A 25996-nucleotide genomic window follows, 5' to 3' on the forward strand; every position below is an offset into this window, starting at 1 on the left:
ACGTGTGTCGACCATGAGTGATTCTGAACGCGCCGATGCGTTGTTGGCCGAGTTGCCGCGCGAGGGGCGCGGCCGGCTCAAGGTGTTCCTGGGCGCAGCGCCCGGCGTAGGCAAGACCTACGCCATGCTGCAGGCCGCCCATGCGCAGTTGCGCCAGGGGGTGAGGGTGCTGGCGGGCATCGTCGAAACCCATGGGCGCAGCGAAACCGAGGCGCTGCTGGGCGGTTTGCCGCAACAGCCGCTGGTGCGCTCCGAGTACCGTGGCGTGCAGTTGGAGGAAATGGACCTGGACGGCCTGCTCAAGGCCGCCCCGCAACTGGCGCTGGTGGACGAGCTGGCCCACAGCAACGCACCCGGCAGCCGCCACGCCAAGCGTTGGCAGGACGTGCAGGAGCTGCTGTCGGCCGGTATCGACGTGTACACCACGGTCAACGTGCAGCACCTGGAAAGCCTCAATGACCATGTGCGCGGCATCACCGGCGTGCAGGTGCGCGAAACGCTGCCCGACTGGGTGCTGCAGGAAGCCTTCGAACTGGTGCTGATCGACCTGCCGCCGCGCGAGCTGCTCGAACGCCTGCGCGACGGCAAGGTGTACGTGCCGGAGCAGGCGCGGGCGGCGATCGATGCGTTCTTCACCCAGACCAACCTGACGGCCCTGCGCGAGCTGGCGATGCAGACCGCCGCCGCCCAGGTCGATGCCGACCTCGCCCACGGCTACCGCAGCCTGGGCCAGGATGCGCCGGCGCTGCGTGGGCGCCTGCTGGTGGGGGTGGATGGCGATGCCCAGGCCGAGCGCCTGGTACGTCATGCCAGCCGCGTGGCACAGCGCCGCCACCTGCCCTGGAGCCTGGTGCACGTGGACAACGGCCGCCTGCGCGACGAAACCGCACGCCAGCGCCTGCAGGCCGCCCAGCAGCTGGCCGAGCGGCTGGGCGGCGAAGTGGTGGTGCTGCGCGCCGGCGAGGTGGCCAACACCTTGATCCAGCATGCGCTGGAGCGGCGTGCGAGCCTGGTGCTGGTGGGCCAGTCGCGTGATCGGCTGCGTCGGCGCTGGTTCGGTGCCGGTGTGGCGGCGCGCCTGTTGCGCGAGGCCCACGGGCTGGAAATCAACGTGCTCGACCGCGACGCACAGCCAGAACCGGTCAGCGCGCCGGTGGCGCGAGCCTGGGCCTGGCGCCACTACCTGCTGGCGCTGCTTGCCACCGTGCTGGCCAGTGCACTGGCCTGGGGCGTGGCCGGGGTGCTGGCGCTGCCCAACATCTCGCTGGTGTTTCTGGCAGCAGTGCTGCTGGTGGCGGTGCGCAGCAGCTTGGGCCCGGCGCTGGTGTGCGCCGCGCTGTCGTTTCTGGCCTACGACTTTCTGTTCATACCGCCGAATTTCTCGCTGAGCATCCAGCGCGAGGAGGACGTGCTGACCCTGGTGTTCTTTCTGCTGATGGCCGCCCTGACCGGCAACCTGGCGGCGCGCCAGCGGCGTCAGTTGCAGGCGCTGCGCGAAACCCAGGAGCAGACCGGCCAATTGCTGGACCTGACCCGCCGGCTGACCGCGGCCACCGACCGCCAGGCGGTGTTCAATGCCGCCAGCCACCACCTGGAGGGCTGGACGGACGTGCAGATGTGCCTGCTCGAACGCGATGCCGAAGGTCGCCTGCAGGTGGCCAGCGGCGGTGCCCTGCAGTTCAACGACACCGAGCGGGCGGCCGCCGACTGGGCCTGGCAGCATGACCAGGCCGCCGGCCTTGGCAGCGACACCTTGCCCAACGGGCGCTGGTGGTGGTGGCCGCTGTCGGTGGAGGAAGGCCCGCTGGCCCTGCTGGGGGTACGCCCGCGCGAGGGCCAGGTGCTGACGGCCCAGCGCCGGCGCCTGCTCAAGGCCCTCAGCCAGCCATTGGCCCAGGCCCTGGCCCGGGCGCGGCTGGCCGATCAGCTGGAGGCGGCGCGCCTGCACGGCGAAACCGAACAGTTGCGCAGTGCCTTGCTGGCCTCGGTGTCCCACGACCTGCGCACCCCGTTGACTGCCATGCGCGGCAGCATCGACAGCCTGCTGGCACTGGGTGAGGCAATCAGTCAGCACGACCGTCGCGAGCTGCTCGAAGGCACCCGCGACGAGGCCGAGCGCCTGGACCGTTACATCCAGAACCTGCTCGACATGACCCGCCTGGGGCATGGCGGGCTCAAGCTCGCGCGCGACTGGGTGGCGCCGACCGACATCGTCGGCAGCGCCCTGAGCCGCCTGCGCGTGGTGCTGGCCCCGTTGCAGTTGCGCACCGAGGTGCCGGCAGAGCTGCCGCTGCTGTTCGTGCATGCCGCACTGATCGAGCAGGCCCTGATCAATGTGCTGGAGAACGCGGCGCGCTTCTCGCCGGCCCACGGGCGCCTCGAACTGCGGGTGAGTGTGGAAGGCGAGCAGCTGTGCCTGGCCGTCGCCGACGAGGGCCCGGGGATTGCGCCGCAGGACCGGGCGCGCATCTTCGACATGTTCTACACCGCTGCGCGCGGGGACCGGGGCGGGCAGGGCACGGGGCTGGGGCTGGCGATCTGCCAGGGCATGATCGGCGCCCATGGCGGGCAGATCCGTGTAGAGGACGGCATCGATGGCCGTGGCACCTGCATCACACTATGCTTGCCGCTTCCGGCCCAACCTGAACTGGACAGCGAGACCCCATGAGCCAGACCGCGACCGTGCTGGTCATCGACGACGAACCGCAGATCCGCAAGTTCCTGCGCATCAGCCTTGGCTCGCAGGGCTACAAGGTGCTGGAGGCGGGCACCGGTGCCGAGGGCCTGAGCCAGGCGGCGCTGGGTCGGCCGGAGCTGGTGGTGCTCGACCTGGGGTTGCCCGACATGGACGGGCAGCAGGTGTTGCGCGAACTGCGCGAATGGAGCCAGGTGCCGGTGCTGGTGTTGTCGGTGCGGGCCAGCGAAGTGCAGAAGGTCGAGGCGCTGGACGGAGGGGCCAATGACTACGTGACCAAGCCGTTCGGCATCCAGGAGTTTCTGGCGCGGGTGCGCGCATTGCTGCGCCAGGTGCCCCAGGCGGTGGCCGAAGAGTCGGCACCGCGCTTCGGCCCGTTGACCGTGGACCTTGCCTACCGGCGCGTGACGCTGGCGGGCGAGGAGGTGGCGCTGACCCGCAAGGAGTATGCATTGCTGGCGCAACTGGCGCGTCACCCGGGGCGGGTGATCACCCAGCAGCAGTTGCTCAAGGATATCTGGGGCCCCACCCATGTGGAGGACAGCCACTACCTGCGCATCGTGGTGGCGCATGTGCGGCAGAAACTGGGGGACGACCCGACGGCGCCGCGGTTCATCGTGACCGAGCCGGGGGTGGGGTATCGGTTGATCGGGCCGGAGCAGGCTTGAGGGCCTCTTCGCCGGCCTAGCGCCTCTCGGCCTCATAGTTGTCCAGCGTATCGCGTGCAATCTCGCGTCCCAGCGCGATCAGCTCCGGCGCCTTGTAGAACTCGAAGAACCGGCACACCCGCTTGGGCACGTTGATCAGTACATCCGGCGGGTAGCCGGCGATCTTGTACTGCGCCAGCGACGTCTGCATCACCTCGAAGCTCTGGTTGATCAGGTCCAGCAGCGAAGCCGGGCCCACGTTGTCGACAATGAACGAGCCGGCCGCCGATTTCGGCGCGCCGTCAGTCTCGGGCGCCGCCGAGGGCTGCTGCGCCTCGGGCTCGGCCGCATCGCTGAGCCACGGGTTGGGCGCCGCCTGCTCGATGCGGATCAGCCCTTCGGCGGCCTTGCGCCGGAACGGCAGGTGCGAGCCCAGCGAGTTGATCAGGTTGTCGAAGCGCAACTTGAACGCTGCCGGCCGCTCGATCACCGGCAACTGGTAATGCTTCTGGTTGGTGGAGTTGAGGTTCACCGCCACGATCAGGTCGCAGTGGCTGGACACCACCGGGATGATCGGCAACGGGTTGAGGATGCCGCCATCGACCAGCATGCGGTTGCCCTGCACCACCGGGGTGAACAGGCTGGGGATCGCCGCCGAGGCGCGCATGGCCTGGTGCAGGCAGCCTTCCTGGAACCAGATCTCCTGCTGGTTGGTGAGGTCGGCCGCCACTGCGGTGTAGGGGATGCGCAGGTTCTCGATGTTGACCTCGCCGACGATCTTGCGGATCTGCCCGAACACCTTCTCGCCGCGAATCGCGCCCAGCCTGAAACTCACGTCCACCAGGCGCAGCACATCCAGGTAATCCAGGCTCTCGATCCAGCGTCGGTAGTCGTCGAGCTTGCCGGCGGCGTAGATGCCGCCGATCACCGCGCCCATCGAACAGCCGGCAATGCAGGCGATGTCGTAGCCGCGCCGCTCCAGCTCCTCGATCACGCCGATGTGTGCATACCCTCGGGCGCCCCCCGACCCCAGCACCAGTGCTACGCGTTTGCTCATGGTCGTTCCTTGCGGCTGTTCTGCTCGTGGGCCTAACAATGCACCCATTCAGGGCTGTGCTTCAATCGTGACAAGCGCTGGGCTACGCTGAGCAGGGCACTTTTCAGCGTGCGTGCCGTCGAAGTGCCACCCCGAACATTTTCCTTTTGAGGTAACACCGATGAAAGCCTGGATCTGCCTGCCCCTGATTGCCCTGGTACTGAGCGGCTGCGCCGGCAAGACGGCGTACCGGGACAGCTGCGCCAATCAGCTGGATTCGGCCTGGAAGGAGCTGGACCTGGCCAAGGCCGAGGGCTTCGCCGGCACGGTCAGCTATTCCAAGGCCCTGTCGCTGCTGACCGGCGCCAAGACCCAGCAGCAGTTCGAAGCCTTCGAAGGCTGCAGCAACAAGGCCGAGAAGGCACGCTTCTACATCCGTGAATCGCGCGCCGGGCGCTGAGGGAGGACCAGGCATGTCGGCAATGCTCGACCATGTGATCGCCCAGGTGCTGACCCTGCACGTGCGTCTGCTGGCCTGCCAGGCGCGCCTGGCGGCCAATACCGACAGTGAGGCGCTGCATGACCTGCGTACCAGCGTGCGTCGCCTGCGCAGCCTGCTGCGGCCCCTGCGCGGGCTGCCGGGGGTGGACAAGCTGGAGGATGCTGCCGCCGAGCTGGGGCGCCTGACCACGCCGCTGCGCGATCGCGAGGTGCTGGCCGCGCAGTTGCTCGAACGCGGGCTGCCCGAGGTGGCCCGCCAGCAGCTTGGCGACCCGGCCCGCACCTTTGCCCGGGTGGCGGCCAGCGCCGAGCTTGCGCGGCTGCTGGCGATCATCGATGCCTTCCCGATGTTCCTGCGCGCGGCCCAGCGCCAGGGCCTGGTACGCCGCCTGGAGGCGCGGGTGGGCAAGCGCCTGCACAAGCAGTGGCGCAACCTGCAGGCTGCCATGAACGACCCGGCGCACGACCGCCACCGCCTGCGCCTGCTGATCAAGCGGGTGCGCTATGGCGCCGAGGCCTATCCACAGCTCGAACGCCTGCGCCCGGCCCTGCGCCGCGGGCTCAAGCGCGCCCAGGGCGATCTGGGCGACTGGCACGACCTGTTGCAGTGGCTGTTGCAGGCCGAGCAGCAGCCTGGCCTGGCGCCCTGCGTGGCGCACTGGCAGGCGCAACAGGCGGCGGCCGAGCAACGTGCCGACCGCACGCTGGAGACACTGCTGAGCGAAATCCAACGTCGATAAGTCGCGTGTTTGGCGCAAATGCGGCCTGTGCGCGGCGCGGCGGCTGGTTAACATCGCCACATTTGCCCACTGGTCGAGGTCCCGATGAATTTTTCCCAACTGCTCACCGCCGTGCGCCTGCAGCCCCAGGCGGTGACCATCCCGGCCGAATGGGCCCAGGGGCGTGCCTGTTTCGGCGGGCTGATGGCGGCGCTGGTGTACGAGGCCATGCACGCCAAGGTCGCCCCGGACCGTCCGGTGCGCTCGCTGGCCATCACCTTCGTAGGGCCGGCCGAGCCTGGGGTGCCGATCAGTTTCGAGGTGGAGCTGTTGCGTGACGGCAAGGCGGTCAGCTCGCTGCTGGGGCGCGCGGTACAGAATGGCCAGGTGGTGACCCTGGTGCAGGGCAGTTTCGGTGCCGGGCGCGATTCGGTGGTGCAGGTGTCAGGGCTGGCGCCGGTGCCGATGAAAAGCCTTGGCGAGTCCAGCCCCGAGTTGCCCTTCATCAAGGGCGTGACCCCCGAGTTCATTCGCCACCTGGCCATGCGCTGGGGCATTGGCGGCTTGCCGTTCAGCGGTAGCCGGTCACGCGAGATGGGCGGCTGGGTGCGCCTGCGCGGTGAGGATGTGGTCGAGGAGCCGGTGACCGAAGCCCACCTGCTGGCGCTGGTCGATGCCTGGCCACCGGCGTTGATGCCGCACCTGAGCAAGCCCGCTGCCGGCAGCACCCTGACCTGGACCATCGAGTTCGTGCAGCCGGTGGCCAGCCTGACCCCCCTGGACTGGTGCCAGTACTGCGCCCAGATCGACTACGCGCGTGACGGCTACGGCCATGTGGCGGCCGCCTTGTGGAACGGAGCCGGTGATTTGCTTGCCATCAGCCGCCAGACGGTGACCGTGTTCGCCTGAATCACTGGCGCTGGCGCTCCACCGCCACACCGGCCAGCAGGCCGATGACGCCGACGGCCAGGGTGCCCAGGTCGGCGTCGAGCGCGCCGCTCAAGACCAGCAGCGCGCCGATGGCCAGCAGCGGCAGTGCAATCAGCTGCAGCGCGATGTTGGTGGGGGTACGAGGGGCGTGATGCCAGTGGGGCAGGTGAAACAGGTGCTTGTTCATCACGGTTCTCCTCAAGGTGCAAAACGGATAACCCAAGCGTAGTTTGGCCCCCGCCAGGGGGCCAATTGCGCGCGGCTATCGCGTTTATAGCTTGAGTTGACCGATGGCCTTGTTCAGCTCGCCGGCCAGGGTGGCCAGTTCGCTGCTGGTGGTGGCCGAGTCGACGGTCTGCTGCACGGTCTCTTCGGTCACGTCGCGGATGCTCACCACTGCGCGGTTCATCTCTTCGGCCACCTGGCTCTGCTGTTCGGCCGCCACGGCGATCTGGGTATTGCTCTCGCGCATCTGCGCCACCGCGCCGGTGATCTCCGCCAGGGCCTCGCCGGCTTCCTGGGCCTGCTTGACGCAGTCGTCGGCCTTGAACGAGCTCTCGGTCATGAACTCCACCGCATCGCGGGTGCCGGCCTGCAGGGCAGAGACCATGGTGGTGATTTCATCGGTGGAGCTCTGCACGCGCTTGGCCAGGTTGCGCACCTCGTCCGCCACCACCGCGAAACCGCGGCCCAGGTCGCCGGCACGGGCCGCCTCGATCGCCGCGTTGAGGGCCAGCAGGTTGGTCTGTTCGGCGATGCTGTGAATCACCCCGACCACGCTGTTGATCTTCTGGCTGTCCTCGGCCAGTTGACGGATCATCTCGGCCGTCTGCTGCACGCCGGTGGAGAGCCCCGAGATCGACGACTGCACGCGGCTGACCACGTCCTTGCCGCTGCCGGCCAGGGTGTCGGCGCTTTGCGACAGGTCGCGTGTGGCACCGGCATGCTGGGCGATGTGGTAGACGGTGGCGGTCATTTCGTTGATGGCGGTGGCGGCCTGGTCGGTTTCGCTCTGCTGGCCGAGCATGCCGTGGCGCACCTCGTTCATGCTGGCGGCCAGGCGCGCGGCGCCGGCATCCAGCTGCGCGGCGGTTCGCGCCACGGTGTTGACCACGCGGTGGTAGGTGGTCTGCATGGCGTTGAAGGCGCTGGCCATCTGGCCGATCTCGTCGCCGCAGGACAGCGGCACCCGTGCCGACAGGTCACCGGTCTTCTCGACGTGCAGCATCACGTCCTTGAGGATGTTGAGCTGGCTGAGCAGGAAGCGGATCAGCAACTGCGAGGCGCACAGCATGGCCAGCATCAGGATCAGTACGCACACCGCATAGTTGACGAAGCGGTCGGTGAACACCTGCGCCATGCTCGGGGCCTGGGCCAGTACCGCGATCTGCTGGCCATCGCGCTGGATGACCTGCGCGCCGATCAGCGGGTCGCTGCCCAGCAGCGGCATGCCGTTCAGCTCGACCCAGCCCTGGGCAGTGGCCAGGGCCGGCAACGCCTGGCCATCGAAGGTGGGCGCCTGCCCGGGTGTGAAGCTGACCCAGGTGGCGTTCTGCGGCAAGGCCTGGCCGGCGGGCCAGGCGGCCAGCAGGCGGGCTTCGGATTGCACCCGGGCCTGGGCTGTCTCGGCCCTGGCGCGGGTTTCCAGGTGCACCGCATACAGCACCACGAACAGGGTTGTGACGAAGGCGACTGCGTTCACCGCCCAGAACTTGTACTTCAGTGAGATATTGCTGAGCCAGGCACCCATGGATAGGTCTTCTCTGATTGAGCGGAAACAATTTGGCAAGGTGCCATCAGTGTGCCAGCCAATTCAAAGACAAATCTTGATATGCGTCAAACTATGTCGGGGAGCCCGAAGAAGCGCCGGGCGCAGTCGCTGGTGTGCGCAGCCACCTGCTCGGGTGTCTCGCCCCGGTGCAGGGCCACTTCGCGCAGCACTTCGGGCAGGTAGGCCGGTTCGTTGCGACCGCTTTTGGGTTTGGGGCGCAGGGTCCGGGGCAGCAGGTAGGGGGCGTCGCTCTCCAGCATCAGGCGGCCAGTGGGGATGCTGGCGACCAGCGGGTGCAGGTGGGTGCCGCGACGTTCGTCGCAGATCCAGCCGGTGATGCCGATGTGCAGGTCCAGGTCCAGGTAGCTGAACAGGGCGCTGCGCTCGCCGGTAAAGCAGTGCACCACGGCGGCGGGCAGGCGGTCGCGGTAGTCCTTGAGAATCTGCAACAGGCGTTCGTTGGCATCACGCTCGTGCAGAAACACCGGCATCTGCAGCTGCACCGCCAGCGCCAGTTGTTCTTCCAGGGCCTTTTCCTGTTGCGGGCGTGGCGAGAAGTCGCGGTTGAAGTCCAACCCGCATTCACCCACCGCGTGCACCCGTGGCTGTTCGAGCAGCGCGCGCAGATGGCGCGCGGTGTCGCTGTTCCAGCTGCTGGCATCGTGGGGGTGTACACCGGCCGTGCTGAACAGGCGCCGGGCCTGCGGGTCGAGTTGCTCGCACAGGTGTAGCGCGGCTTCGCTGCCGGCCAGGCTGGTACCGGTCACCAGCATCTGATGCACCCCGGCGGCCTCGGCACGCTGCAAGATGGCCTCGTGCTTGCCGTCGAAACTTGGGTTGGTCAGATTGACGCCGATGTCGATGAGTTGCATGGTGCTACCTCAGGTTGTGCGGCAAAAGCGCTTGGCAGCGCCGAAAAATACCAATAACGCCAAGAACTTCAAGAAGTTGTCGCGGTCTTTTGCGGTCAATTGTCACGGACCGACCGCTCATTATGGCGTCAAATACTCAATCGCGGCCCTTTGCCGGAGACCGGATGACGCGATCACTTTGGCTTTTTTTGCTGTGTGTGGGCCTGCTGTGCGCCGGCCCGGCCCACGCACGCCTGCCTGGCCCGCAGCAGGCGGTGCCTGCGGCCAAGGTGCGCGACCTGGCGCAGATCCGTGAAAGCCGGGTGTTGCGCGTGCTGGTCAACCAGAGCCGCAACAGCTCCGGCGAGGTCAAGGGCCAGCCGGTGGGCATCGAATACCATCGGATGATCGCCTTCGAGCACTACCTCAACGGGCGTGCCCGTGACGGTCAGCAGATCCGCCTGAAGATCATCCCCAAGGCCAAGGACCAGTTGATCGGCGCATTGCAGCGTGGCGAGGGCGATCTGGTGGCGCCCGGCGAGCTGATCGATTTGAGTTCCACCCGCGGGGTGATGGCCAGCGACCCGGTGCTGGAGAATGTGCCGCTGGTGCTGGTGGGGCGCAAGGGCGAACGGACCTACCAGCGCGTCGAGCAGCTTGCCGGCCGCACCGTGACCCTGACCAGTTCGAGTGCGGCAGGCGATACCCTCCACGAAATCAACCAGCGCCTGGCCCTGCGCAAGCTGGCGCCGCTCAAGGTGGAATGGGCGGACCCCAGCCTTGCGGTGGAGGATGTGCTGGAGATGGTGCAGGCCGGCATCTTCCACCTGACCGTGGTCGAACAGCCGATTGCCCGGCGCTGGGCGCAGGTGATGCCCAAGCTGCTGGTGCAGCGCAAGGTGCAGCTGGCCCAGCCCGAGGCGATGCATTGGTACGTGCGCCGCGACGCGGCGATGCTGCACGCCAGTGTCGATCGCTTCCTCAAGGGGTATCACGCCCCGGCCGATCAGGATGTGGCGTTCGAGCGTATCTACCGGCGCCTGTACAAGGTGCATTACCCGCTGGCCCAGGCCAACCGCCAGCGCCTGGAAAAACTGCGGCCGGTGCTGCAGCGTCACGCCCAGGCCCAGAACCTGGACTGGCTGAACCTGGCGGCACTGGCGTTCAAGGAGTCGGCCCTCGACCCGGCGGCCAGGGGCGCAGGTGGCGCCCATGGGCTGATGCAGATCACCCCCGGTGCGGCGCAGCGGGTGGGGATCAGCGATATCGCCAATGTCGATGGCAATGTACAGGCCAGCGCGCGCTACCTGGCACTGATCCGGCGCAAGTTCTTTTCCAGCAACCAGCTCAACGAACGCGAGCGCATGGCGTTCGTGCTGGCCGGCTACAACCTGGGGCCGGAGCGGGTTCAGGCCATGCGGGCCGAGGCGCGGCGACGCGGCCTGAACCCCAACCAGTGGTTCTTTCAGGTAGAGCGTGTGGCGCTCGAGCAGGTGGGAATGGGGCCGGTCAGCTATGTTAATAGCGTCAACAAGTACTTTCTGGCATTCGACCGCGAACGCGACGCGCTGGAAGCCCGGGGACGAAAAGTGGCCTCACGCAAGTAATCGAAAATTACGATTTGTATGTGCAGATAATCGCGATTTTAACATTTGAAAATATGATTAAGATGGCGACCTCTACCACACACCTGCATCGCTTAAGGAAGACAGCATGAACGCCATCAACTCCGTATTGTTCACCCGTGCCGGCTGGGGCATTACCGTATTGCGCATCTTCATCGGCATCATCTTCATGGCCCATGGCTCGCAGAAGCTGTTCGGCCTGTTTGGTGGCGGCGGGCTGGCAGGCACCGCGCAGTACATGGAAAGCCTGGGGCTGACCCCGCCGACACTGATGGCGGCGCTGTCCGGTGGTGCCGAGTTCTTCGGCGGGCTGGCACTGGTCATCGGCCTGCTGGCACGCCCGGCGGCCCTGGCGCTGGTGGGGTTGCTGCTGGTGGCGATTTTCTCGGTGCACATCGGCAACGGTCTGTTCATGGCCAACAACGGCTATGAGTTCGCCCTGGCGCTGCTGGGTGGCGCGATTGCGGTACTGGTGGAAGGGGCGGGCAGGGCGTCGGTGGACCGCATGATCGCCAAGTGAGCCTTGGCGTTGTGGCACAAAAAAGGGCCTGCATTGCAGGCCCTTTTTTGTGCCCGACCCGGCTGCTTGCTTCTGCGGCAACGCAGGCGCCTTCAGGGGCACCGACAGGTGCAGGAACCGGCGTCGCCGTCGAATGCGAGAAACTCGCTTGTTTTTCCGGCGTCCGGGTCGTTTATCAGACGATGGCATTGTTGACAGCCGGGCCGGCGCTTCTCTAGGATGCTGGCTTGCGCCGATTTAAACAGCTACTTGCGGGGCGCAGGAAGACCACCAGCAGGTCGTCCGAATACCGCTAAAGCGCTGGTTCGGTGACGCCTCGCACCGCAGCCCAGCGGGATCTGCGAGGCACAGAGAAGTACACCATGAGTTGCCCACGTACCAGCGTTTGCCTCACCCCTCTCCCTACCAGCCAGGCGGCTCGCACGCCGCGCATTCTGCTGAGCGGCAAACACCAGCCGACCCTGCTGCGCTACCTCGATGGCTGGCCCCGCCCCAAAGGCCGCGCCACGGCGTTCCTGATCCAGTTCGCCGACTCCTGCGAAACCCTCGCCCGGTTCGGTAACGACCGTTTCGACCTGGCCGTGGTGCAGGCGCCCTCGAGGGCCGATGCCGCCGAAGTGATCCACCACCTGACCCGCGTCGCCCGCCAGGGCTTGATCACCCGCGCCTGATCGCTCAGGGGTACTCGATCTCGACGATGTACACCGTCTGTTCGCCAGTCGGTGTCTGCACCCGCACTTCAGCGTCCAGCGCCTTGCCGATCAGGGCGCGGGCCAGGGGCGAATCGATGCTGATCAGGCCCAGTTTCAAGTCCAGCTCGTCGGGCCCGACGATGCGGTAGCGCGATTGTTCGCCGTCTTCGTTCTCGACCGTGACCCAGGCCCCGAAGTACACCTTGTTCGGGTCGCTGGGCCGTTCGCTCACCACTTTCAGGTTTTCCAGGCGCTTGGTCAGGAAGCGCACGCGGCTGTCGATTTCGCGCAGCATCTTCTTGCCGTAGGTGTACTCGGCGTTTTCCGAACGGTCACCTTGCGCTGCTGCCTCACTGACCGACTGGGTCACCTGGGGCCTGCGCACATGCCACAGTTCATGCAGCTCGGCGCGCATGCGCGCCTCGCCCTGTGGGGTGATCAGTGCGGTGCCGGCAGTGCGGGGCGGGCGGTATCGGCTCATGGGCTTCCAGGCTCGGGTAGGTAGCCGCCGAGTCTATCAGCCCTCGCGAAGCACTGTCAGCGGGCTGGCATTGAGCGCCCGGCGCGTGCCGAATACCCCCGCACCCCCCACCAGCAACGCACCGATCACCGGCAACAGCAGCAGCCACGGGTGCGGGCTCCAGTGCAGGTCGAATGCGTAGCGGTACAGCAGCAGGCTGATCAGTTCGGTGCCCAGCGCCGCGAGCAGGCCGCTGGCAGCGCCCAGCAGGCCGAACTCGATGCGCCGGGCCTTGACCAGCAGGCTGCGGCTGGCGCCCAGTGCCCGCAGCAGCGCACCCTGGTGGATGCGCTCGTCCAGGGTGGCCTGCAGCCCGGCGAACAACACGGCCAGGCCCGCCGCCAGCACGAACAGCAGCACATACTGTACCGCCAGGGTCACCTGGGCCAGGATGCTGCGCAACTGCTCCAGCAGCGCATCGACCTGCAGGATGGTGGCTGCCGGGAACGCTCGCGACAGGGCCACCACCTGCTGGTCGTGGCCTGGGGCCAGGTAGAAGCTGGTGAGATAGGTGGTCGGCAGGTCCTGCAGGGTGCCGGGCTGGAAGATCATGTAGAAGTTGGGCTGGAAACTGTCCCAGTTGACCGTGCGCAGGCTGCTGACCTGTACCTGGCGCTCCAGGCCACCGATGCTGAAGGTCAGGGTGTCGCCCAGCTTGAGCTTGAGGCTCTCGGCCAGCTGCGCCTCCACCGACACGCCGGGCAAGGCATCGGCCGTTGGCTGCGCCTGCCACCACTGGCCGGCGCTCAAGGTGTTGCCCTGGGGCAGGTCGGCGGCCCAGGTCAGGCTCAGGTCGCGCTGGACGGCGCGGTCACCGGTGGATTCCTTGCTGACGATCTCGCGCACCGGCTCGCCATTGATGAGCGTCAGGCGCCCGGGAATCACCGGGAACAACGGCGCGGCATGGACCGAGAATTCGTTCAGGCGCTGGGCGAAGGTGTCCTTGTCGTCCGGCAGGATGTTGAGCACGAAATAGTTGGGAGCATCCTTGGGCAGCTGGTTCTGCCAGGTGTCGAGCAGCTCGGTGCGCAGCAGGGCGATCAGGGCCATGGCCAGCAGGATCATGCCGAAGGCCAGCGACTGGCCTGCCGCCGCCAGCGGATGCTTGAGCAGTTGCCCCAGGCCCAGGCGCCAGGCCAGCGGGGCGCCGGCCAGCAGCCGGCGCAGGCTGCGCAAGCCGAGCAGCAGCAGACCGCCCAGCACCAGCGCGGCCACCAGACCGCCGCCGAGCAGGGCGAAGGTCAGCAGCAGGTCCAGGCTCAGGCGCCACATGATGAGGCCCAGGGCCAACAGTGCTGCGCCATACACCAGCCAGCTGCTTGCCGGCACCGGCAGCAGGTCGCGGCGCAGTACCCGCAGCGGCGGCACCCGGCCCAGCGCTGCCAATGGCGGCAGGGCGAAGCCGGCCAGCGCCACCAGCCCGGTGGCGATCCCGGCCAGGGCCGGGGCGATGCCACCTGGCGGCACCTGCGAAGGCAGCAGGCCCTGCAGCAGGGCGAACAGGCCCAGTTGCGCCAGCCAGCCGAGCAGTGCGCCCCCCAGGGCTGCCACGCTACCCAAAATCGCCAGTTGCAGGCAGAACAGGCTCAGCGCCTGGCGCCGGGACAGGCCCAGGCAGCGCAGCAGGGCGCTGGCATCGAAGCGGCGCATGGCAAAACGGCTGGCCGACAGCGCCACGGCCACGCCGGCCAGCAGCACCGCCACCAGGCTGGCCATGTTCAGGTAGCGTTCGGCCTTGCCCAGTGCACCGCCGATCTGCTGGTTGCCGTCACGCGAGTCGCGCAGTTGCTGGTGGGCGGCAAGCCCCGCCTTGGTAGCCTGGGTGTAGCTTGCCAGGGCCTGGGGTTCGCCGCGCCACAGGTCGCGGTAGATGACCCGGCTGCCGGGCTGCACCACGCCGGTGGCATCCAGGTCGGCGAGGTTCATCAGCACCCGCGGGGTGAGGCTGTAGAAGTTGCCGGCGCGGTCCGGCTCATAGGTCAGCACGCGGCTCAGGCGCAGGGTCTTCATGCCCACGTCGACGCTGTCACCGATCTTGAGGTTCAGCGCCGCCAGCAGGCGCGACTCGACCCAGGCTTCGCCCGGCGCCGGACCACCGCCGGCCACCTCCGGCCCGTAGGCCTCGGCGGCACTGCGCAGCTCCCCGCGCAGCGGGTAACCCGTGCCGGCAGCCTTGACACTGGAGAGCTGGATACCGTTGTCGGTGGCGATCACGCTGGAGAACTCGACCACTTTCGCATGGGCCAGGCCCAGCTGTTCGCCGTTGCGGATCTGTTCCGGGGTGGCCGGGGCGCTGCCCTGCAGCACCAGGTCGGCGCCAAGGAACTCGGTGGCACGCAGCAGCATGGCGCCGTTCAGGCGGGCGCCGAAGTAGCCGATGGCGGTGCTGGCGGCCACGGCCACCAGCAGGGCGAAGAACAGCACGCGCAGTTCGCCGGCGCGTGCATCGCGCATCAGTTGACGCAACGCCAGGCGCGGCAGGCGCAGAAACGACAGGTGTGCCATCTAGGGCTCCAGCGGGGTGACCAGGTGGCCGGCTTCCAGGCGAATCAGCCGGCCGCAGCGGTGCGCCAGGCGTTCATCGTGGGTGACCAGGACGAGGGTGGTGCCGCGTTCCTTGTTCAGTTCGAACAGCAGGTCGCTGATGCGTTCACCGGTGTGGCTGTCGAGGTTGCCGGTGGGCTCGTCGGCGAACAGCACCGCAGGCTCGGCGGCAAAGGCGCGGGCAATTGCCACCCGCTGCTGCTCGCCGCCGGACAACTGGCGTGGCGAATGGCTCAGGCGCTGGCCCAGGCCGACCCGTTCGAGCAGGCTGCGGGCGTGTTCGCGGGCATCGCGGCGTCCGTCCAGCTCCAGCGGCAGCATCACGTTCTCAAGGGCATTGAGGCTGTCGAGCAGCTGGAACGACTGGAACACGAAGCCGACATGCTCGGCGCGGACCTGGGCGCGCTGGTCTTCGTCGAGCGGGCCCAGGTCGTGCCCGGCCAGTGTCACCGAGCCTGCACTGGGCAGGTCGAGGCCGGCCAGCAGGCCGAGCAGGGTGGACTTGCCCGAGCCGGAGGCGCCGACAATGGCCAGGCTGTCGCCCTGTTTCAATTCCAGGCTCAGTTCGTGCAGGATGGTCAGGTCGCCTTCCGCGCTGGGGACCACTTTGCTAAGGTTGCGCGCAGTCAAGATGCTGGGGCCCATGGAGAATCCAATGCGAGTGTGGTTATTGAGTGCAGGCCTGGCCTTGCTGTGCATGGCCCAGGGCGCATCGGCAGGAACGGTGTTGATCGTTGGGGATAGTATCAGTGCCGCTTTTGGCCTGGATACCCGTCAGGGGTGGGTTGCCCTGCTCGAACAGCGGCTCAAGGCCGAGGGTTTCGATGACAAGGTGGTCAATGCCTCGATCAGTGGCGACACCAGTGCCGGGGGCCAGGCGCGGCTGCCTGCGCTGCTTGCAGAGCACAAGCCCAGCCTGGTGGTGGTGGAGCTGGGTGGCAATGACGGGCTGCGCGGGCAGGCACCGGCGCAATTGCAACAAAATCTTGCCTCGATGATCGATCGCTCCCGTGATGCCGGTGCCAGGGTGCTGCTGCTGGGCATGCGCCTGCCACCCAACTATGGCAAGCGCTACACCGATGCGTTCGCACAGGTGTATGCCGATCTTGGCAAGGAAAAGGACGTGCCGCTGGTGCCGTTCTTTCTCGAAGGGGTAGGTGGCGTGCCCGGGCTGATGCAGGCCGATGGCATCCATCCGGGGCAGGGCGCCCAGGCGCAGTTGCTGGAAAATGCCTGGCCATCAATAAAACCGCTGCTTTGACGCTTTTATACTGATCGGCTTTCGGCTAATGTTGCGCCCCCGATTTGGAGCCCCCGATGCCGCGTCCCGCCTGGTCCCTGTATGCCTATCAATTGATCGAGCCTGACGAACAGCTTGACCTGTTCGCCTGCCAGGAGAGTCGCGTCCACCTGATCGCCCGCCAACTCGAACTGGGCGGCTCCGTCGACCGTACCCTGTGTGGCACCCTGTTGCCGGCGCAACCGCGCTGGTCGGGTGTGGAACGCAGCATCTACCGTGACCAGCGCCTGTGCCGCCTGTGCCGGGCGATCCTCGAGGCGCAGCGGCGCGGCACGCGTCCGGTATGGCCCGAGCTGCAGGCCTGACGTCGGATCTTTTACGTTTGGCAAGGGTTCTGTGCCCGGATGCCTCCCGATCCCGCAGGGGGCGGTGTACAATTGCCCGCTTGATCCACCTGAATTAGCGAAGGATTTCCCGGATGTTGCCGCGCTTTCCCGCCGTCACCCGTTGCCTGTCCCTGGCCGCCCTGCTGGCGGCGGGCCCTGTTGCCGCTCTGGAGTTCCCCCTGCCGCCGCCGGGCGAGGATGTCATCGGCCAGGTCCAGGTGATCAAGGCCAAGTATGAGGACACCTTCGCCGACATCGGTACCGCCAACGACCTGGGCTACCTGGAAATGGTCGCGGCCAACCCGGGCGTGGACCCCTGGTTGCCAGGCGCCGGCACCGAGATCGTGCTGCCGACCCGTTTCATCCTGCCGCCGGGCCCGCGCGAAGGCATCGTGATCAACCTTGCCGAGTACCGCCTGTACTACTACCCCAAAGGCGAGAACGTGGTGCACACCTTCCCGCTGGGCATCGGCCGCGAAGGCTGGGGTTCGCCTATTGCCAACACCAAGGTCACGGCCAAGACGCCGAACCCGACCTGGACCCCACCGGCCTCGATCAAGGCCGAGCACGCCGCCGACGGTGATCCGTTGCCCAACGTGGTGCCGGCCGGCCCGGACAACCCGCTGGGCCCGTTCAAGTTCACCCTGGGCGTACCGGGCTACCTGATCCACGGTTCCAACAAGAAGTTCGGCATCGGCATGCGTACCAGCCATGGCTGTTTCCGCATGCTCAACAACAACGTGCTGCAACTGGCGAGCATGGCCCCGGTGGGGACTTCGGTGCGCATCATCAACGAGCCGTACAAGTTCGGCCTCAGTGGTGGCAAGGTCTACCTCGAGGCGCATACCCCGCTGGATGACAAGGGCGACCCGTCGGTGGTCGACAAGCACACGGCAGTGATCAATGCCCTGCTCAAGCGCGAAGACCTGGCCAACAACCTGCGCATGAACTGGGACATGGTGCGTGACGTGGTGGCGGCCGAAGATGGTATCCCGGTAGAGATCGCGGTGCCGGGTGACGCCAGTGCGCCGATGGTATCGAGCGTTCCGCTCGAAATGCAGTAACCCGCTTGTGTTTGCACGAGGCCCGCTTCATGCGGGCCTCGTCGTTTGCGCAGGACGGTTCTGCAGGCAATAAAAAAGCCGACCCACAGGTGGGTCGGCTTTTTAACAATCCCGAGGGATTATTACTTGCGGCTGGCTTTTTCCAGCATACGCAGAGCGCGCTCGTTAGCTTCGTCAGCAGTTTGCTGAGCTTTCTGAGCGGCGGCCAGAGCGTCATCAGCCTTGCGGTAGGCTTCATCGGCACGAGCTTGTGCACGGGCTGCTGCGTCTTCGGTTGCAGTCAGGCGGGCTTCGGTTTCTTTGGAGACGCTGCTGCAACCGGTGGCCAGTACTGCGGCCAGAGCCAGAGCAGAGAATTTCAGAACGTTGTTCATCGTGTTCCCCTTCAAGGACTTTCTATTAAAGAGCCATCTCTCAACAAAGAGAAACTGGCCGGCGTACATAGTACCCATTACTTGTAGTAAGTAAACTGACCGAGCGCAAGAACCGGAAAAAAATTGCGCGGTTGCGCAGGCCGCCCCGGCGGGGGTGTGAAAAGAATGCAGGCGCTTTTGTAGCGGCGCTGAAACACCGCTGTAAATGCGTCTTTGTAGTGAACTAAAAGTGACTCCAAGTGTCATTGTTCGTCTTACCACTACATCATCCGGCTACTGTTGGCAGTGTGGCTCGCTGCCGTGTTCGCATGCTGCAAGTGCAGGTTTTTTACGATCAAGTACCTTGAGCATCTGTGCACTGGGCGCCTACTATTTGTGGGTGCTCAGTTGCCAGAGAACAACCAGGCTGTTCTCGCTGTCCAAACGGGCACGGGGTGGCGTAGAGGTTCCTTCGCCGGACAAACATCGGTAAGGTAAGGGTCTGACGAGAAGACCCGCGAGGAGTAGTGATGAGCGAGGCGTTGTCCATCCACCATGACCAGGCTGGTCATCAGTTCGAGACCAATGTGGACGGTCATCGTGCCTACCTGACCTACATGGACCTGGGTAAGCAGACATTGGATATCTACCGCACGTTCGTGCCCAATGCGCTGCGTGGGCGAGGCATCGCTGCGGCGCTGACCGAAAAGGCCCTCGCCTATGCCGAGGACATGGGCTACACCGTGATCCCCTCGTGCTCCTATGTCGAGCGCTACATGGAACGTCATCAAAAGCATTCCAACAAGGCCTGAGCCTGCTGACACCCTGTTGAAAACGAAAACGCCGGGCATTGCCCGGCGTTTTCGTTGATGGCTTTCAGCCGCGGTTGCGCTTGGGCAACACGTCCTTGAGCTTGGCGCGCATGCTGCGCACGGACTTTTCGGTGGCTTCCCAGTCGATGCAGGCATCGGTGATCGACACGCCGTACTGCAGTTCGGCAAGGTCCTTGGGGATGGCCTGGCAGCCCCAGTTGAGGTGGCTTTCGACCATCAGGCCGATGATCGACTCGTTGCCTTCGAGGATCTGGTTGGCCACGTTGTCCATCACCAGCGGTTGCAGGGCCGGGTCCTTGTTGGAATTGGCGTGGCTGCAGTCGACCATGATGTTCGGCTTGATCCTGGCCTTGGCCAGGGCCTGCTCGCACAGGGCGACGCTGACCGAATCATAGTTGGGCTTGCCGTTGCCGCCGCGCAGCACCACGTGACCGTAGGCGTTGCCCTTGGTGGTGACGATGGATACGCCACCTTCCTGGTTGATGCCCAGGAAACGGTGCGGGCTGGAAACCGATTGCAGTGCGTTGATCGCCACGGTCAGGCCGCCGTCCGTACCGTTCTTGAAGCCGACGGCCGAAGACAGGCCCGAGGCCATCTCGCGGTGGGTCTGGGATTCGGTGGTGCGCGCGCCGATCGCCGACCAGCTGATCAGGTCCTGCAGGTACTGCGGGGAGATCGGGTCGAGGGCTTCGGTGGCGGTGGGCAGGCCCATTTCCGCCAGATCCAGCAGCAGCTGGCGACCGATGTGCAGGCCGTCCTGGATCTTGAACGAGTCATCCAGGTACGGGTCGTTGATCAGGCCCTTCCAGCCCACCGTGGTGCGCGGCTTCTCGAAATACACACGCATCACCAGGTACAGGGTGTCGGCGACTTCGGCCGCCAGCACCTTCAGGCGCTCGGCGTATTCGTGTGCGGCCTTGAGGTCATGGATCGAGCAGGGGCCGATCACCACGAACAGGCGGTGGTCCTTGCCGTCGAGGATATTGCGTACCACTTCGCGGCCCGCGGTCACGGTCTGCAGGGCGGTGGCGCTGAGTGGAATGTCCTTCTTGAGCTGATCGGGGGTGATCAAGGTCTCGTTGGAGGCAACGTTAAGGTCGTCGATCGGTAAATCAGCCATCGTGTTACTCGTCAGGTCACGGGTGCCGGCCGCCAGCTACCCGCGCGGCGGAGCAGCATGATTGAACGCGGCGGGGTGCCGAACCTTAGCGCGTTACACCGTGATTCGACAATGGGCAGGGCCCGCTTTCCTGCCGCTTTGGCCCATTGGTATGGGCTTTTCTGATCAAAAGTGCCGTCACCCGACACGCTCGCAGGTTGCGGGCGGCAGCGCCCGGCCTGATAGTGTGTCGATTGTTTGACCTTATGGCGCCCGATGCAGGGCAGTGCGGAGCAGAGCGGCGATGAGCAAAGGCCTTGGCGACAAACTGGTGGTAGCCATTTCATCACGGGCACTGTTCGATCTCAGCGAGAGCCATCGGCTGTTCCTGGCCGAGGGTGTCGAAGCCTACCGCCAGTACCAGATCGAGCACGAAGACGAATACCTGCAACCGGGTGATGCGTTCCCGTTGGTGGAAAAGCTGCTGGGCCTCAATGCCAGCCTCGGCCAGGCCCGGGTCGAGGTGGTGCTGGTGTCACGCAACAGCGCCGACACCGGGCTGCGGGTGTTCAATTCCATCGAGCATTATGGCCTGGGCATTTCGCGGGCAGCCTTCGTTGGCGGGCGCAGTCCGTATCCGTACCTGGCCGCCTTTGGTTGCCACCTGTTTCTGTCCACCGATGCAGAAGATGTGCGCCGCGCACTGGACGCCGGTTTTGCCGCTGCCACCATCCTTTCCGGCGGGGCACGGCGTGCGGCCAGCGCGGAGCTGCGTATCGCCTTCGATGGCGATGCAGTGGTGTTTTCCGACGAGTCCGAACGCGTCTATCAGCTCGGCGGCCTGGAGGCGTTCCAGGCCAGCGAGCGCGAGTCGGCCCGCGAGCCGCTGCGCGGCGGGCCGTTCAAGGCCTTCCTGGCGGCGCTCAACGTGCTGCAGAAGGAGTTCCCCAGTGGCGCCTGTCCGATTCGCACCGCACTGGTGACGGCGCGCTCGGCGCCGGCCCACGAGCGGGTCATCCGCACCTTGCGCGAATGGGACATTCGCCTGGACGAGTCGCTGTTTCTCGGCGGCCTGGACAAGTCGGCGTTTCTCGAGGCGTTCGCGGCCGATGTGTTCTTCGACGACCAGGCAGGGCACTGCGAACGCGCCAGTGCAGTGGTCGCCACCGGCCATGTGCCCCACGGCATCAGCAACGAACGTACCCCCGGCTAGGCCGCCTGGCAGGGCGCCGGACGGCTCTGCGCGTCGTTTTGGCGCTGCTAAGCTGAACCTTGCCCTGCCGTATCGGCAGCTAGGAGGTCAAATGATCCGTTCGATGCTGTGTGCCACCGACCTCGGTTGTTACTCCCCTTATGTCATGCAACACGCGCTGGCGCTGGCACGCAGCTTCAGCGCCGAACTGTACGTGGTCCATGCCGTGGAACCGATGGGCCAGTTCGCCGAATCGCTGCTGGAAAGCTACCTTGATGAACATACCCTGTCCCATATGCGCGGTCGGGCGCTCAATACCGTGATGGCGAACATCGAACAGCGGGTGCTGGAGAACTTTCAGGATGAACTGGGCGAGAAGGAAGACCTGGCGCTGATCCGCGCGGTGCGGGTACGCCAGGGCGACCCGGCCGACGTGATCCTGGAGCAGGCCCAGCGCCTGAGCGTCGACCTGCTGATCGTCGGCAGCCACAGCCAGGGCGCCGGTAGCGAGATCCCCTTGGGGCGCACGGCGGTACGCGTCCTTCAGCTGTCGCCGGTGCCTGTGTACATGGTGCCCCTGGCGCAGTACCTGGGGCGGCGCAAGTCATAGGGGAGGCGGTGTAGGACGTTGTAAGAAAGCTGAAGAAATAGTTCTAGATTTATTCTTCAAACCACTAATATAGTTATAACTCGTCGCTGCTGCCGGTGACGCCCAGTTGATTTGAGGGATACCTATGAAGCTTCAACAATTGCGCTACATCTGGGAAGTGGCGCACCACGACCTCAACGTCTCCGCGACAGCGCAGAGCCTGTATACCTCCCAGCCGGGGATCAGCAAGCAGATTCGCCTGTTGGAAGACGAGCTGGGTGTGGAAGTGTTCGCCCGCAGCGGCAAGCACCTGACCCGCGTGACCCCGGCAGGTGAGCGCATCATCACCACCGCCGGCGAGATTCTGCGCAAGGTCGAGAGCATCAAGCAGATCGCCCAGGAATTCTCCAACGAGAAAAAGGGCACCCTGTCGATCGCCACCACCCACACCCAGGCACGCTACGCCCTGCCGCCGGTGATCAGTTCGTTCATCAAGCAATACCCTGAAGTGGCGCTGCACATGCACCAGGGCTCGCCGATGCAGATCGCCGAGATGGCGGCTGACGGTACCGTCGACTTCGCCATCGCCACCGAGGCCCTGGAGCTGTTCGGTGATCTGGTGATGATGCCGTGCTACCGCTGGAATCGTTGCGTGGTGGTGCCGCAGGGTCACCCCCTGACCAAGTTGCCCAAGCTCACCCTGGAGGCGTTGGCCGAATACCCGATCGTGACCTATGTGTTCGGCTTCACTGGCCGCTCCAAGCTCGACGAAGCCTTCAGCCATCGCGGCCTGACCCCCAAGGTGGTGTTCACCGCGGCCGATGCCGACGTGATCAAGACTTACGTGCGCCTGGGCCTGGGCGTGGGCATCGTGGCCAAGATGGCGGTGGACACCAAGCTCGACAACGACCTGGTGGTGCTCGATGCCAGTGAGCTGTTCGAGTCCAGCATCACCAAGATCGGTTTCCGTCGTGGCACCTTCCTGCGTGGTTTCATGTGCGACTTCATCGAGAAGTTCGCGCCCCACCTGACCCGTGAAGTGATGGCCAAGGCCATCCAGTGCCACAACAAGCAGGAACTCGAAGAGCTGTTCGCTGGCGTCGAACTGCCAGTGCATTAAGCCCTTGCAGTGCCTTCAGGCCGCCAGCACGGTGGCCTGAAGGCGCTCCTGCAGATAGCCCCGCGAGCAGGTAGCCCAGCCACTGGCCACGATGCCCTTACTGCTGACGCAATGTCTGGCAGGTGGGGCGAGGTGCTGCGCTCAGGGTGTGCATGTTCAGCCCTTGGTAATCAGGTTGCCGGCGTGCAGCCCGCATTCCTTCTGAGTCGACTCCTCCCACCACCAGCGGCCTTCGCGCTCGTGCTGGTTGGGCAGTACCGGGCGCGTGCAGGGTTCGCAGCCGATGCTGATGAAGCCGCGTTCATGCAGGCTGTTGTAGGGCAGCTCGAGCATGCGGATGTAGCCCCAGACTTCCTCACTGCTCATCTGCGCCAACGGGTTGAACTTGTACAGGGTGCGCTCGGGGGTGGAGAAGGCGCTGTCGATTTCCAGCGCGGCCACCTGGCTGCGGGTGCCCGGGCTCTGGTCGCGGCGCTGGCCGGTGGCCCAGGCGCTGACGGTGCTCAGCTTGCGGCGCAGCGGCTCGATCTTGCGGATGCCGCAGCATTCGCCGTGGCCGTCCTTGTAGAAGCTGAACAGGCCCTTTTCCTTCACGAAGGGGTCGAGTGCACTGCGATCAGGGGAAAGGATCTCGATCGGCAGCTTGTACTGCTCGCGCACCTGGTCGATGAACCGGTAGGTTTCCGGATGCAGGCGGCCGGTGTCGAGGCTGAACACCTTGACGTTCTTGTTCAGCTTCCAGGCCATGTCCACCAGCACCACGTCTTCGGCGCCACTGAAGGAGATCCACAGGTCGTCGCCGAAGTGTTCGAAGGCGAGCTTGAGGATGTCCTGCGGGGACTTGTTGGCATAGGTCGCGGCGAGGGCGGCGACGTCGAAGGGTTGGCTCATCAGGCGGCTTCCGGTCATTGAATGGCGCTTGGCGCTCGTAATGGGCGAATGTTAACAAAAATTGCCGGGTTAGACGGCGCGCCTGTAGAGTGCGCCTTCCATTTTTAGCGTTGTTCGAGGAGTGAGCTGTGGAAATTGCCTGTCTCGACCTGGAAGGTGTACTGGTCCCGGAGATCTGGATCGCCTTTGCGGAAAAAACCGGAATCGAATCGTTGCGGGCCACCACCCGCGACATTCCCGATTACGACGTGCTGATGAAGCAGCGCCTGCGCATCCTGGATGAGCACGGCCTGAAGCTTTCCGACATCCAGGCAGTGATTGCCACGCTCAAGCCGCTGGACGGCGCCATCGAGTTCGTGGACTGGTTGCGCGAGCGTTTCCAGGTGGTGATCCTGTCCGACACCTTCTACGAATTCTCGCAGCCGCTGATGCGCCAGCTGGGTTTCCCGACCTTGCTGTGCCACCGCCTGATCACCGACCAGAGCGATCGTGTGACCGGCTACCAGCTGCGCCAGAAAGACCCCAAGCGCCAGTCGGTGCTGGCATTCAAGAGCCTGTACTACCGGGTGATCGCGGCGGGTGACTCGTACAACGACACCACCATGCTGGGCGAGGCGGATGCAGGCATCCTGTTCCATGCGCCGGAAAACGTGATTCGCGAGTTCCCGCAGTTCCCGGCGGTGCATGATTTCGAGGCGCTGAAGAAAGAGTTCATCAAGGCCTCGAACAGGTCGTTGAGCCTGTAATACCCCCTTCGCCGGCAAGGCCGGCTCCTGCACGCTGTAGGAGCCGGCCTTGCCGGCGAAGCGTTCTAGAGGCCCTGCAGGGTCTGGAGCAACACCCTGACCTTGGTGATCGACTCCTCGTACTCCGCCTCCCACTGCGAGTCCGCCACCACCGCACCGCCCCCCCAGCAGCACACCTGGCCGTCCTTCACCAGCAGGCTGCGGATGGCGATCGAGCTGTCCATCTCCCCGCGCACGTCCACATACAGCAGCGAGCCGCAATACAGTGCACGTCGGCTCGGCTCCAGTTCGTCGATGATCTGCATCGCCCGAATCTTCGGCGCCCCGGTGATCGAGCCGCCGGGGAAGCTGCCGGCTATCAGGTCCAGCGCATCCTTGCCCGGTGCCAGGCGCCCGGTCACGCTGCTGACCATGTGGTGCACGTTGGGGTAGCTCTCCAGGCTGAACAGCTCCGGCACCTGCACCGAGCCGGTAGCGCAGCTGCGCCCCAGGTCGTTGCGCAGCAGGTCCACGATCATCAGGTTCTCGGCGCGGTCCTTGGTGCTGGCCAGCAGCTCGGCAGCATTGGCGGCATCCTGCACGGGGTCGCTGCTGCGCGCACGGGTGCCCTTGATCGGGCGGGTTTCGACCTCGCCCTGGCTGACCCTGATGAAGCGCTCGGGCGAGAAGCTCAGCAGCGCGCTGCCATCGGCCAGTACCTGATAGCCGGAGAAGGGCGTAGGGCAGGCAGCCCGCAGCGCCTGGTAGGCCGTCCACGGGTCGCCCTGGCAGGGTGCGCGAAAGCGTTGGGTAAGGTTGATCTGGTAGCAGTCGCCGGCATGGATGTACTGCTGCACCCGCTCGAACGCCTGACGGTAATCCTCGGCTGCGAGGTCGCCGCGCATTGGCGCAGCAAGCCTGAATGCGCCGGCTGCCGTCGGGGCGTCGTGCTCGAACAGTGCCACCAGGCGCTCGCGTTCGGTGGCGGGCAGCGCCGGATGAAACACCAGCTGGCTGCGTTGCAGCTGATGGTCGCTGATCAGTGCCCAGGCATACAGCCCCAGGCTTGCGTCACCCAGCCCCAGGTCTTCGCAGGCAATGGCGGGCAGGCGCTCCAGGCGCCGGCCGAAGTCGTAGCTCAGGTAGCCGATCAGGCCGCCGGCGAACGGCAGCTCGACACCTGCCGGCAAGTGCGCGCGCCCAAGCCCGGCCAGTTGCTCGCGCAGGCGCTGCAGGTAGTGCTGGCCGTCTTCTTCGGCGTCCGGGGTCAGCGTGCACAATGGCCAGGCGCTGAGCAGGTCGAAGCGCCCACGCACGGCGCCAGGCCGCGCGCTGTCGAGCAGCACGGCGCCAGGTGCCTGGCGGATACGGGCAAAGTAGGCGGCCGGGTCGGCCTGGTAGGGCAGGGGGTGAAGTGTGCAGGTCGGCATTCGGGTGAACAGCTGTCGAGGCG

The 25996-nt window shown here is 65.7% G+C and carries 27 protein-coding genes; 16 read left to right on the top strand and 11 right to left on the bottom strand.

From position 1 onward, the window contains the following. The first annotated feature begins 13 nt into the window (after nucleotides 1-13). Both MF6396_RS12420 and MF6396_RS12425 read left to right on the top strand, forming a co-directional pair. Complete coding sequence (locus MF6396_RS12420) at nucleotides 14-2668, top strand: sensor histidine kinase (protein WP_043863104.1); 2655 nt, start codon at nucleotides 14-16, stop codon at nucleotides 2666-2668. Then, nucleotides 2665-3363 (top strand): response regulator, encoded by a 699-nt coding sequence (locus MF6396_RS12425; RefSeq protein ID WP_043863103.1) that lies wholly within the window; start codon nucleotides 2665-2667, stop codon nucleotides 3361-3363. The genes MF6396_RS12420 and MF6396_RS12425 overlap by 4 nt, the downstream gene beginning before the upstream one ends. A 16-nt stretch (nucleotides 3364-3379) precedes the next feature. Here the strand turns inward: MF6396_RS12425 and MF6396_RS12430 are convergent, their stop codons facing one another. Then, a complete protein-coding gene (locus MF6396_RS12430; protein ID WP_078480475.1) occupies nucleotides 3380-4399 on the bottom strand; it encodes a patatin-like phospholipase family protein in 1020 nt (339 codons plus the stop codon). Nucleotides 4400-4559: 160 nt separating this feature from the next. On the opposite strand from MF6396_RS12430, the gene MF6396_RS12435 reads away from it, so the two are divergent. The 3 genes from MF6396_RS12435 to MF6396_RS12445 all read left to right on the top strand — a co-directional run bounded on the left by MF6396_RS12435 (nucleotide 4560) and on the right by MF6396_RS12445 (nucleotide 6507). After that, a complete protein-coding gene (locus MF6396_RS12435) occupies nucleotides 4560-4838 on the top strand; it encodes a hypothetical protein (protein WP_043863101.1) in 279 nt (92 codons plus the stop codon). 13 nt (nucleotides 4839-4851) lie between these two features. Then, nucleotides 4852-5619 (top strand): CHAD domain-containing protein, encoded by a 768-nt coding sequence (locus MF6396_RS12440; protein WP_043863100.1) that lies wholly within the window; start codon nucleotides 4852-4854, stop codon nucleotides 5617-5619. An 84-nt stretch (nucleotides 5620-5703) separates the two neighbouring features. Next, a complete protein-coding gene (locus tag MF6396_RS12445) occupies nucleotides 5704-6507 on the top strand; it encodes an acyl-CoA thioesterase (RefSeq protein ID WP_078480477.1) in 804 nt (267 codons plus the stop codon). Nucleotide 6508: 1 nt separating this feature from the next. On the opposite strand, the gene MF6396_RS12450 is transcribed toward MF6396_RS12445, so the two are convergent. From MF6396_RS12450 to MF6396_RS12460, 3 genes are all read right to left on the bottom strand, one after another. Continuing rightward, complete coding sequence (locus tag MF6396_RS12450; RefSeq protein WP_052504289.1) at nucleotides 6509-6715, bottom strand: hypothetical protein; 207 nt, start codon at nucleotides 6713-6715, stop codon at nucleotides 6509-6511. Between the two features lie 84 nt (nucleotides 6716-6799). Then, the gene (locus MF6396_RS12455; RefSeq protein WP_054915686.1) at nucleotides 6800-8278 is read right to left on the bottom strand and encodes a methyl-accepting chemotaxis protein; all 1479 of its coding nucleotides are present in this window, start codon (nucleotides 8276-8278) and stop codon (nucleotides 6800-6802) included. 86 nt (nucleotides 8279-8364) lie between these two features. Next, nucleotides 8365-9171 carry a TatD family hydrolase gene (locus MF6396_RS12460; RefSeq protein WP_043863097.1) on the bottom strand — a complete coding sequence of 269 codons (807 nt, stop codon included), beginning with the start codon at nucleotides 9169-9171 and terminating at the stop codon, nucleotides 8365-8367. A gap of 164 nt (nucleotides 9172-9335) precedes the next feature. On the opposite strand from MF6396_RS12460, the gene MF6396_RS12465 reads away from it, so the two are divergent. From MF6396_RS12465 to MF6396_RS12475, 3 genes are all read left to right on the top strand, one after another. Further along, complete coding sequence (locus tag MF6396_RS12465; protein WP_078480481.1) at nucleotides 9336-10757, top strand: transglycosylase SLT domain-containing protein; 1422 nt, start codon at nucleotides 9336-9338, stop codon at nucleotides 10755-10757. Between the two features lie 106 nt (nucleotides 10758-10863). Next, nucleotides 10864-11295 (top strand): DoxX family protein, encoded by a 432-nt coding sequence (locus tag MF6396_RS12470; protein WP_043863095.1) that lies wholly within the window; start codon nucleotides 10864-10866, stop codon nucleotides 11293-11295. A 362-nt stretch (nucleotides 11296-11657) separates the two neighbouring features. Then, nucleotides 11658-11966, top strand: a complete 309-nt coding sequence (locus MF6396_RS12475) for a hypothetical protein (RefSeq protein WP_054915688.1) — start codon at nucleotides 11658-11660, stop codon at nucleotides 11964-11966. Between the two features lie 4 nt (nucleotides 11967-11970). Here MF6396_RS12475 and greB read toward each other — a convergent pair whose 3' ends face one another. Genes greB through MF6396_RS12490 form a run of 3 tightly spaced genes read right to left on the bottom strand, consistent with a single transcriptional unit; the run spans nucleotide 11971 to nucleotide 15696 of the window. Continuing rightward, the gene (gene greB / locus MF6396_RS12480) at nucleotides 11971-12468 is read right to left on the bottom strand and encodes a transcription elongation factor GreB (protein WP_043863093.1); all 498 of its coding nucleotides are present in this window, start codon (nucleotides 12466-12468) and stop codon (nucleotides 11971-11973) included. 36 nt (nucleotides 12469-12504) lie between these two features. Continuing rightward, nucleotides 12505-15012, bottom strand: coding sequence for an ABC transporter permease (locus MF6396_RS12485; RefSeq protein ID WP_078480482.1), 2508 nt, complete (start codon nucleotides 15010-15012; stop codon nucleotides 12505-12507). Next, nucleotides 15013-15696: an ABC transporter ATP-binding protein gene (locus tag MF6396_RS12490; RefSeq protein ID WP_043863091.1), complete on the bottom strand. Its 684-nt coding sequence runs from the start codon at nucleotides 15694-15696 to the stop codon at nucleotides 15013-15015. A 10-nt stretch (nucleotides 15697-15706) separates the two neighbouring features. Between MF6396_RS12490 and MF6396_RS12495 the strand changes: the two genes are divergently transcribed. From MF6396_RS12495 to MF6396_RS12505, 3 genes are all read left to right on the top strand, one after another. Next, nucleotides 15707-16312: an arylesterase gene (locus MF6396_RS12495; protein ID WP_078480483.1), complete on the top strand. Its 606-nt coding sequence runs from the start codon at nucleotides 15707-15709 to the stop codon at nucleotides 16310-16312. 56 nt (nucleotides 16313-16368) lie between these two features. Continuing rightward, nucleotides 16369-16656 (top strand): hypothetical protein, encoded by a 288-nt coding sequence (locus MF6396_RS12500; protein ID WP_043863089.1) that lies wholly within the window; start codon nucleotides 16369-16371, stop codon nucleotides 16654-16656. 113 nt (nucleotides 16657-16769) lie between these two features. Further along, nucleotides 16770-17741, top strand: coding sequence for a L,D-transpeptidase family protein (locus MF6396_RS12505; protein ID WP_043863088.1), 972 nt, complete (start codon nucleotides 16770-16772; stop codon nucleotides 17739-17741). A 122-nt stretch (nucleotides 17742-17863) separates the two neighbouring features. Here the strand turns inward: MF6396_RS12505 and oprI are convergent, their stop codons facing one another. Then, on the bottom strand, nucleotides 17864-18115 hold the full coding sequence (gene oprI, locus MF6396_RS12510; protein WP_037058464.1) for an outer membrane lipoprotei OprI: 252 nt from the start codon (nucleotides 18113-18115) through the stop codon (nucleotides 17864-17866). Between the two features lie 509 nt (nucleotides 18116-18624). Here oprI and MF6396_RS12515 point away from each other — a divergent pair. Then, on the top strand, nucleotides 18625-18906 hold the full coding sequence (locus tag MF6396_RS12515) for a GNAT family N-acetyltransferase (protein ID WP_043863087.1): 282 nt from the start codon (nucleotides 18625-18627) through the stop codon (nucleotides 18904-18906). A gap of 64 nt (nucleotides 18907-18970) precedes the next feature. Here the strand turns inward: MF6396_RS12515 and MF6396_RS12520 are convergent, their stop codons facing one another. Further along, on the bottom strand, nucleotides 18971-20047 hold the full coding sequence (locus tag MF6396_RS12520) for a 3-deoxy-7-phosphoheptulonate synthase (protein ID WP_043863086.1): 1077 nt from the start codon (nucleotides 20045-20047) through the stop codon (nucleotides 18971-18973). A 283-nt stretch (nucleotides 20048-20330) separates the two neighbouring features. Between MF6396_RS12520 and MF6396_RS12525 the strand changes: the two genes are divergently transcribed. The 3 genes from MF6396_RS12525 to cysB all read left to right on the top strand — a co-directional run bounded on the left by MF6396_RS12525 (nucleotide 20331) and on the right by cysB (nucleotide 22927). Next, complete coding sequence (locus MF6396_RS12525) at nucleotides 20331-21239, top strand: 5'-nucleotidase (protein WP_043863085.1); 909 nt, start codon at nucleotides 20331-20333, stop codon at nucleotides 21237-21239. Nucleotides 21240-21330: 91 nt separating this feature from the next. Next, nucleotides 21331-21828, top strand: a complete 498-nt coding sequence (locus tag MF6396_RS12530; RefSeq protein WP_043863084.1) for a universal stress protein — start codon at nucleotides 21331-21333, stop codon at nucleotides 21826-21828. Between the two features lie 124 nt (nucleotides 21829-21952). Continuing rightward, entirely contained in the window at nucleotides 21953-22927 is a 975-nt protein-coding gene (gene cysB / locus MF6396_RS12535) for an HTH-type transcriptional regulator CysB (protein ID WP_043863083.1), read from the top strand. Nucleotides 22928-23083: 156 nt separating this feature from the next. Here cysB and MF6396_RS12540 read toward each other — a convergent pair whose 3' ends face one another. Continuing rightward, the gene (locus MF6396_RS12540; protein ID WP_054915690.1) at nucleotides 23084-23818 is read right to left on the bottom strand and encodes a phosphoadenylyl-sulfate reductase; all 735 of its coding nucleotides are present in this window, start codon (nucleotides 23816-23818) and stop codon (nucleotides 23084-23086) included. A 128-nt stretch (nucleotides 23819-23946) separates the two neighbouring features. On the opposite strand from MF6396_RS12540, the gene thrH reads away from it, so the two are divergent. Continuing rightward, nucleotides 23947-24564 carry a bifunctional phosphoserine phosphatase/homoserine phosphotransferase ThrH gene (gene thrH / locus MF6396_RS12545; RefSeq protein WP_043863081.1) on the top strand — a complete coding sequence of 206 codons (618 nt, stop codon included), beginning with the start codon at nucleotides 23947-23949 and terminating at the stop codon, nucleotides 24562-24564. A gap of 65 nt (nucleotides 24565-24629) precedes the next feature. Here thrH and pabB read toward each other — a convergent pair whose 3' ends face one another. Then, nucleotides 24630-25973, bottom strand: coding sequence for an aminodeoxychorismate synthase component I (gene pabB, locus MF6396_RS12550; RefSeq protein WP_078480535.1), 1344 nt, complete (start codon nucleotides 25971-25973; stop codon nucleotides 24630-24632). Between the last annotated feature and the right edge of the window lie 23 nt (nucleotides 25974-25996).

Origin of the sequence: Pseudomonas sp. MF6396, from assembly GCF_002018915.1 — a bacterium.
Taxonomy (GTDB): Bacteria; Pseudomonadota; Gammaproteobacteria; order Pseudomonadales; family Pseudomonadaceae; genus Aquipseudomonas; species Aquipseudomonas palmensis.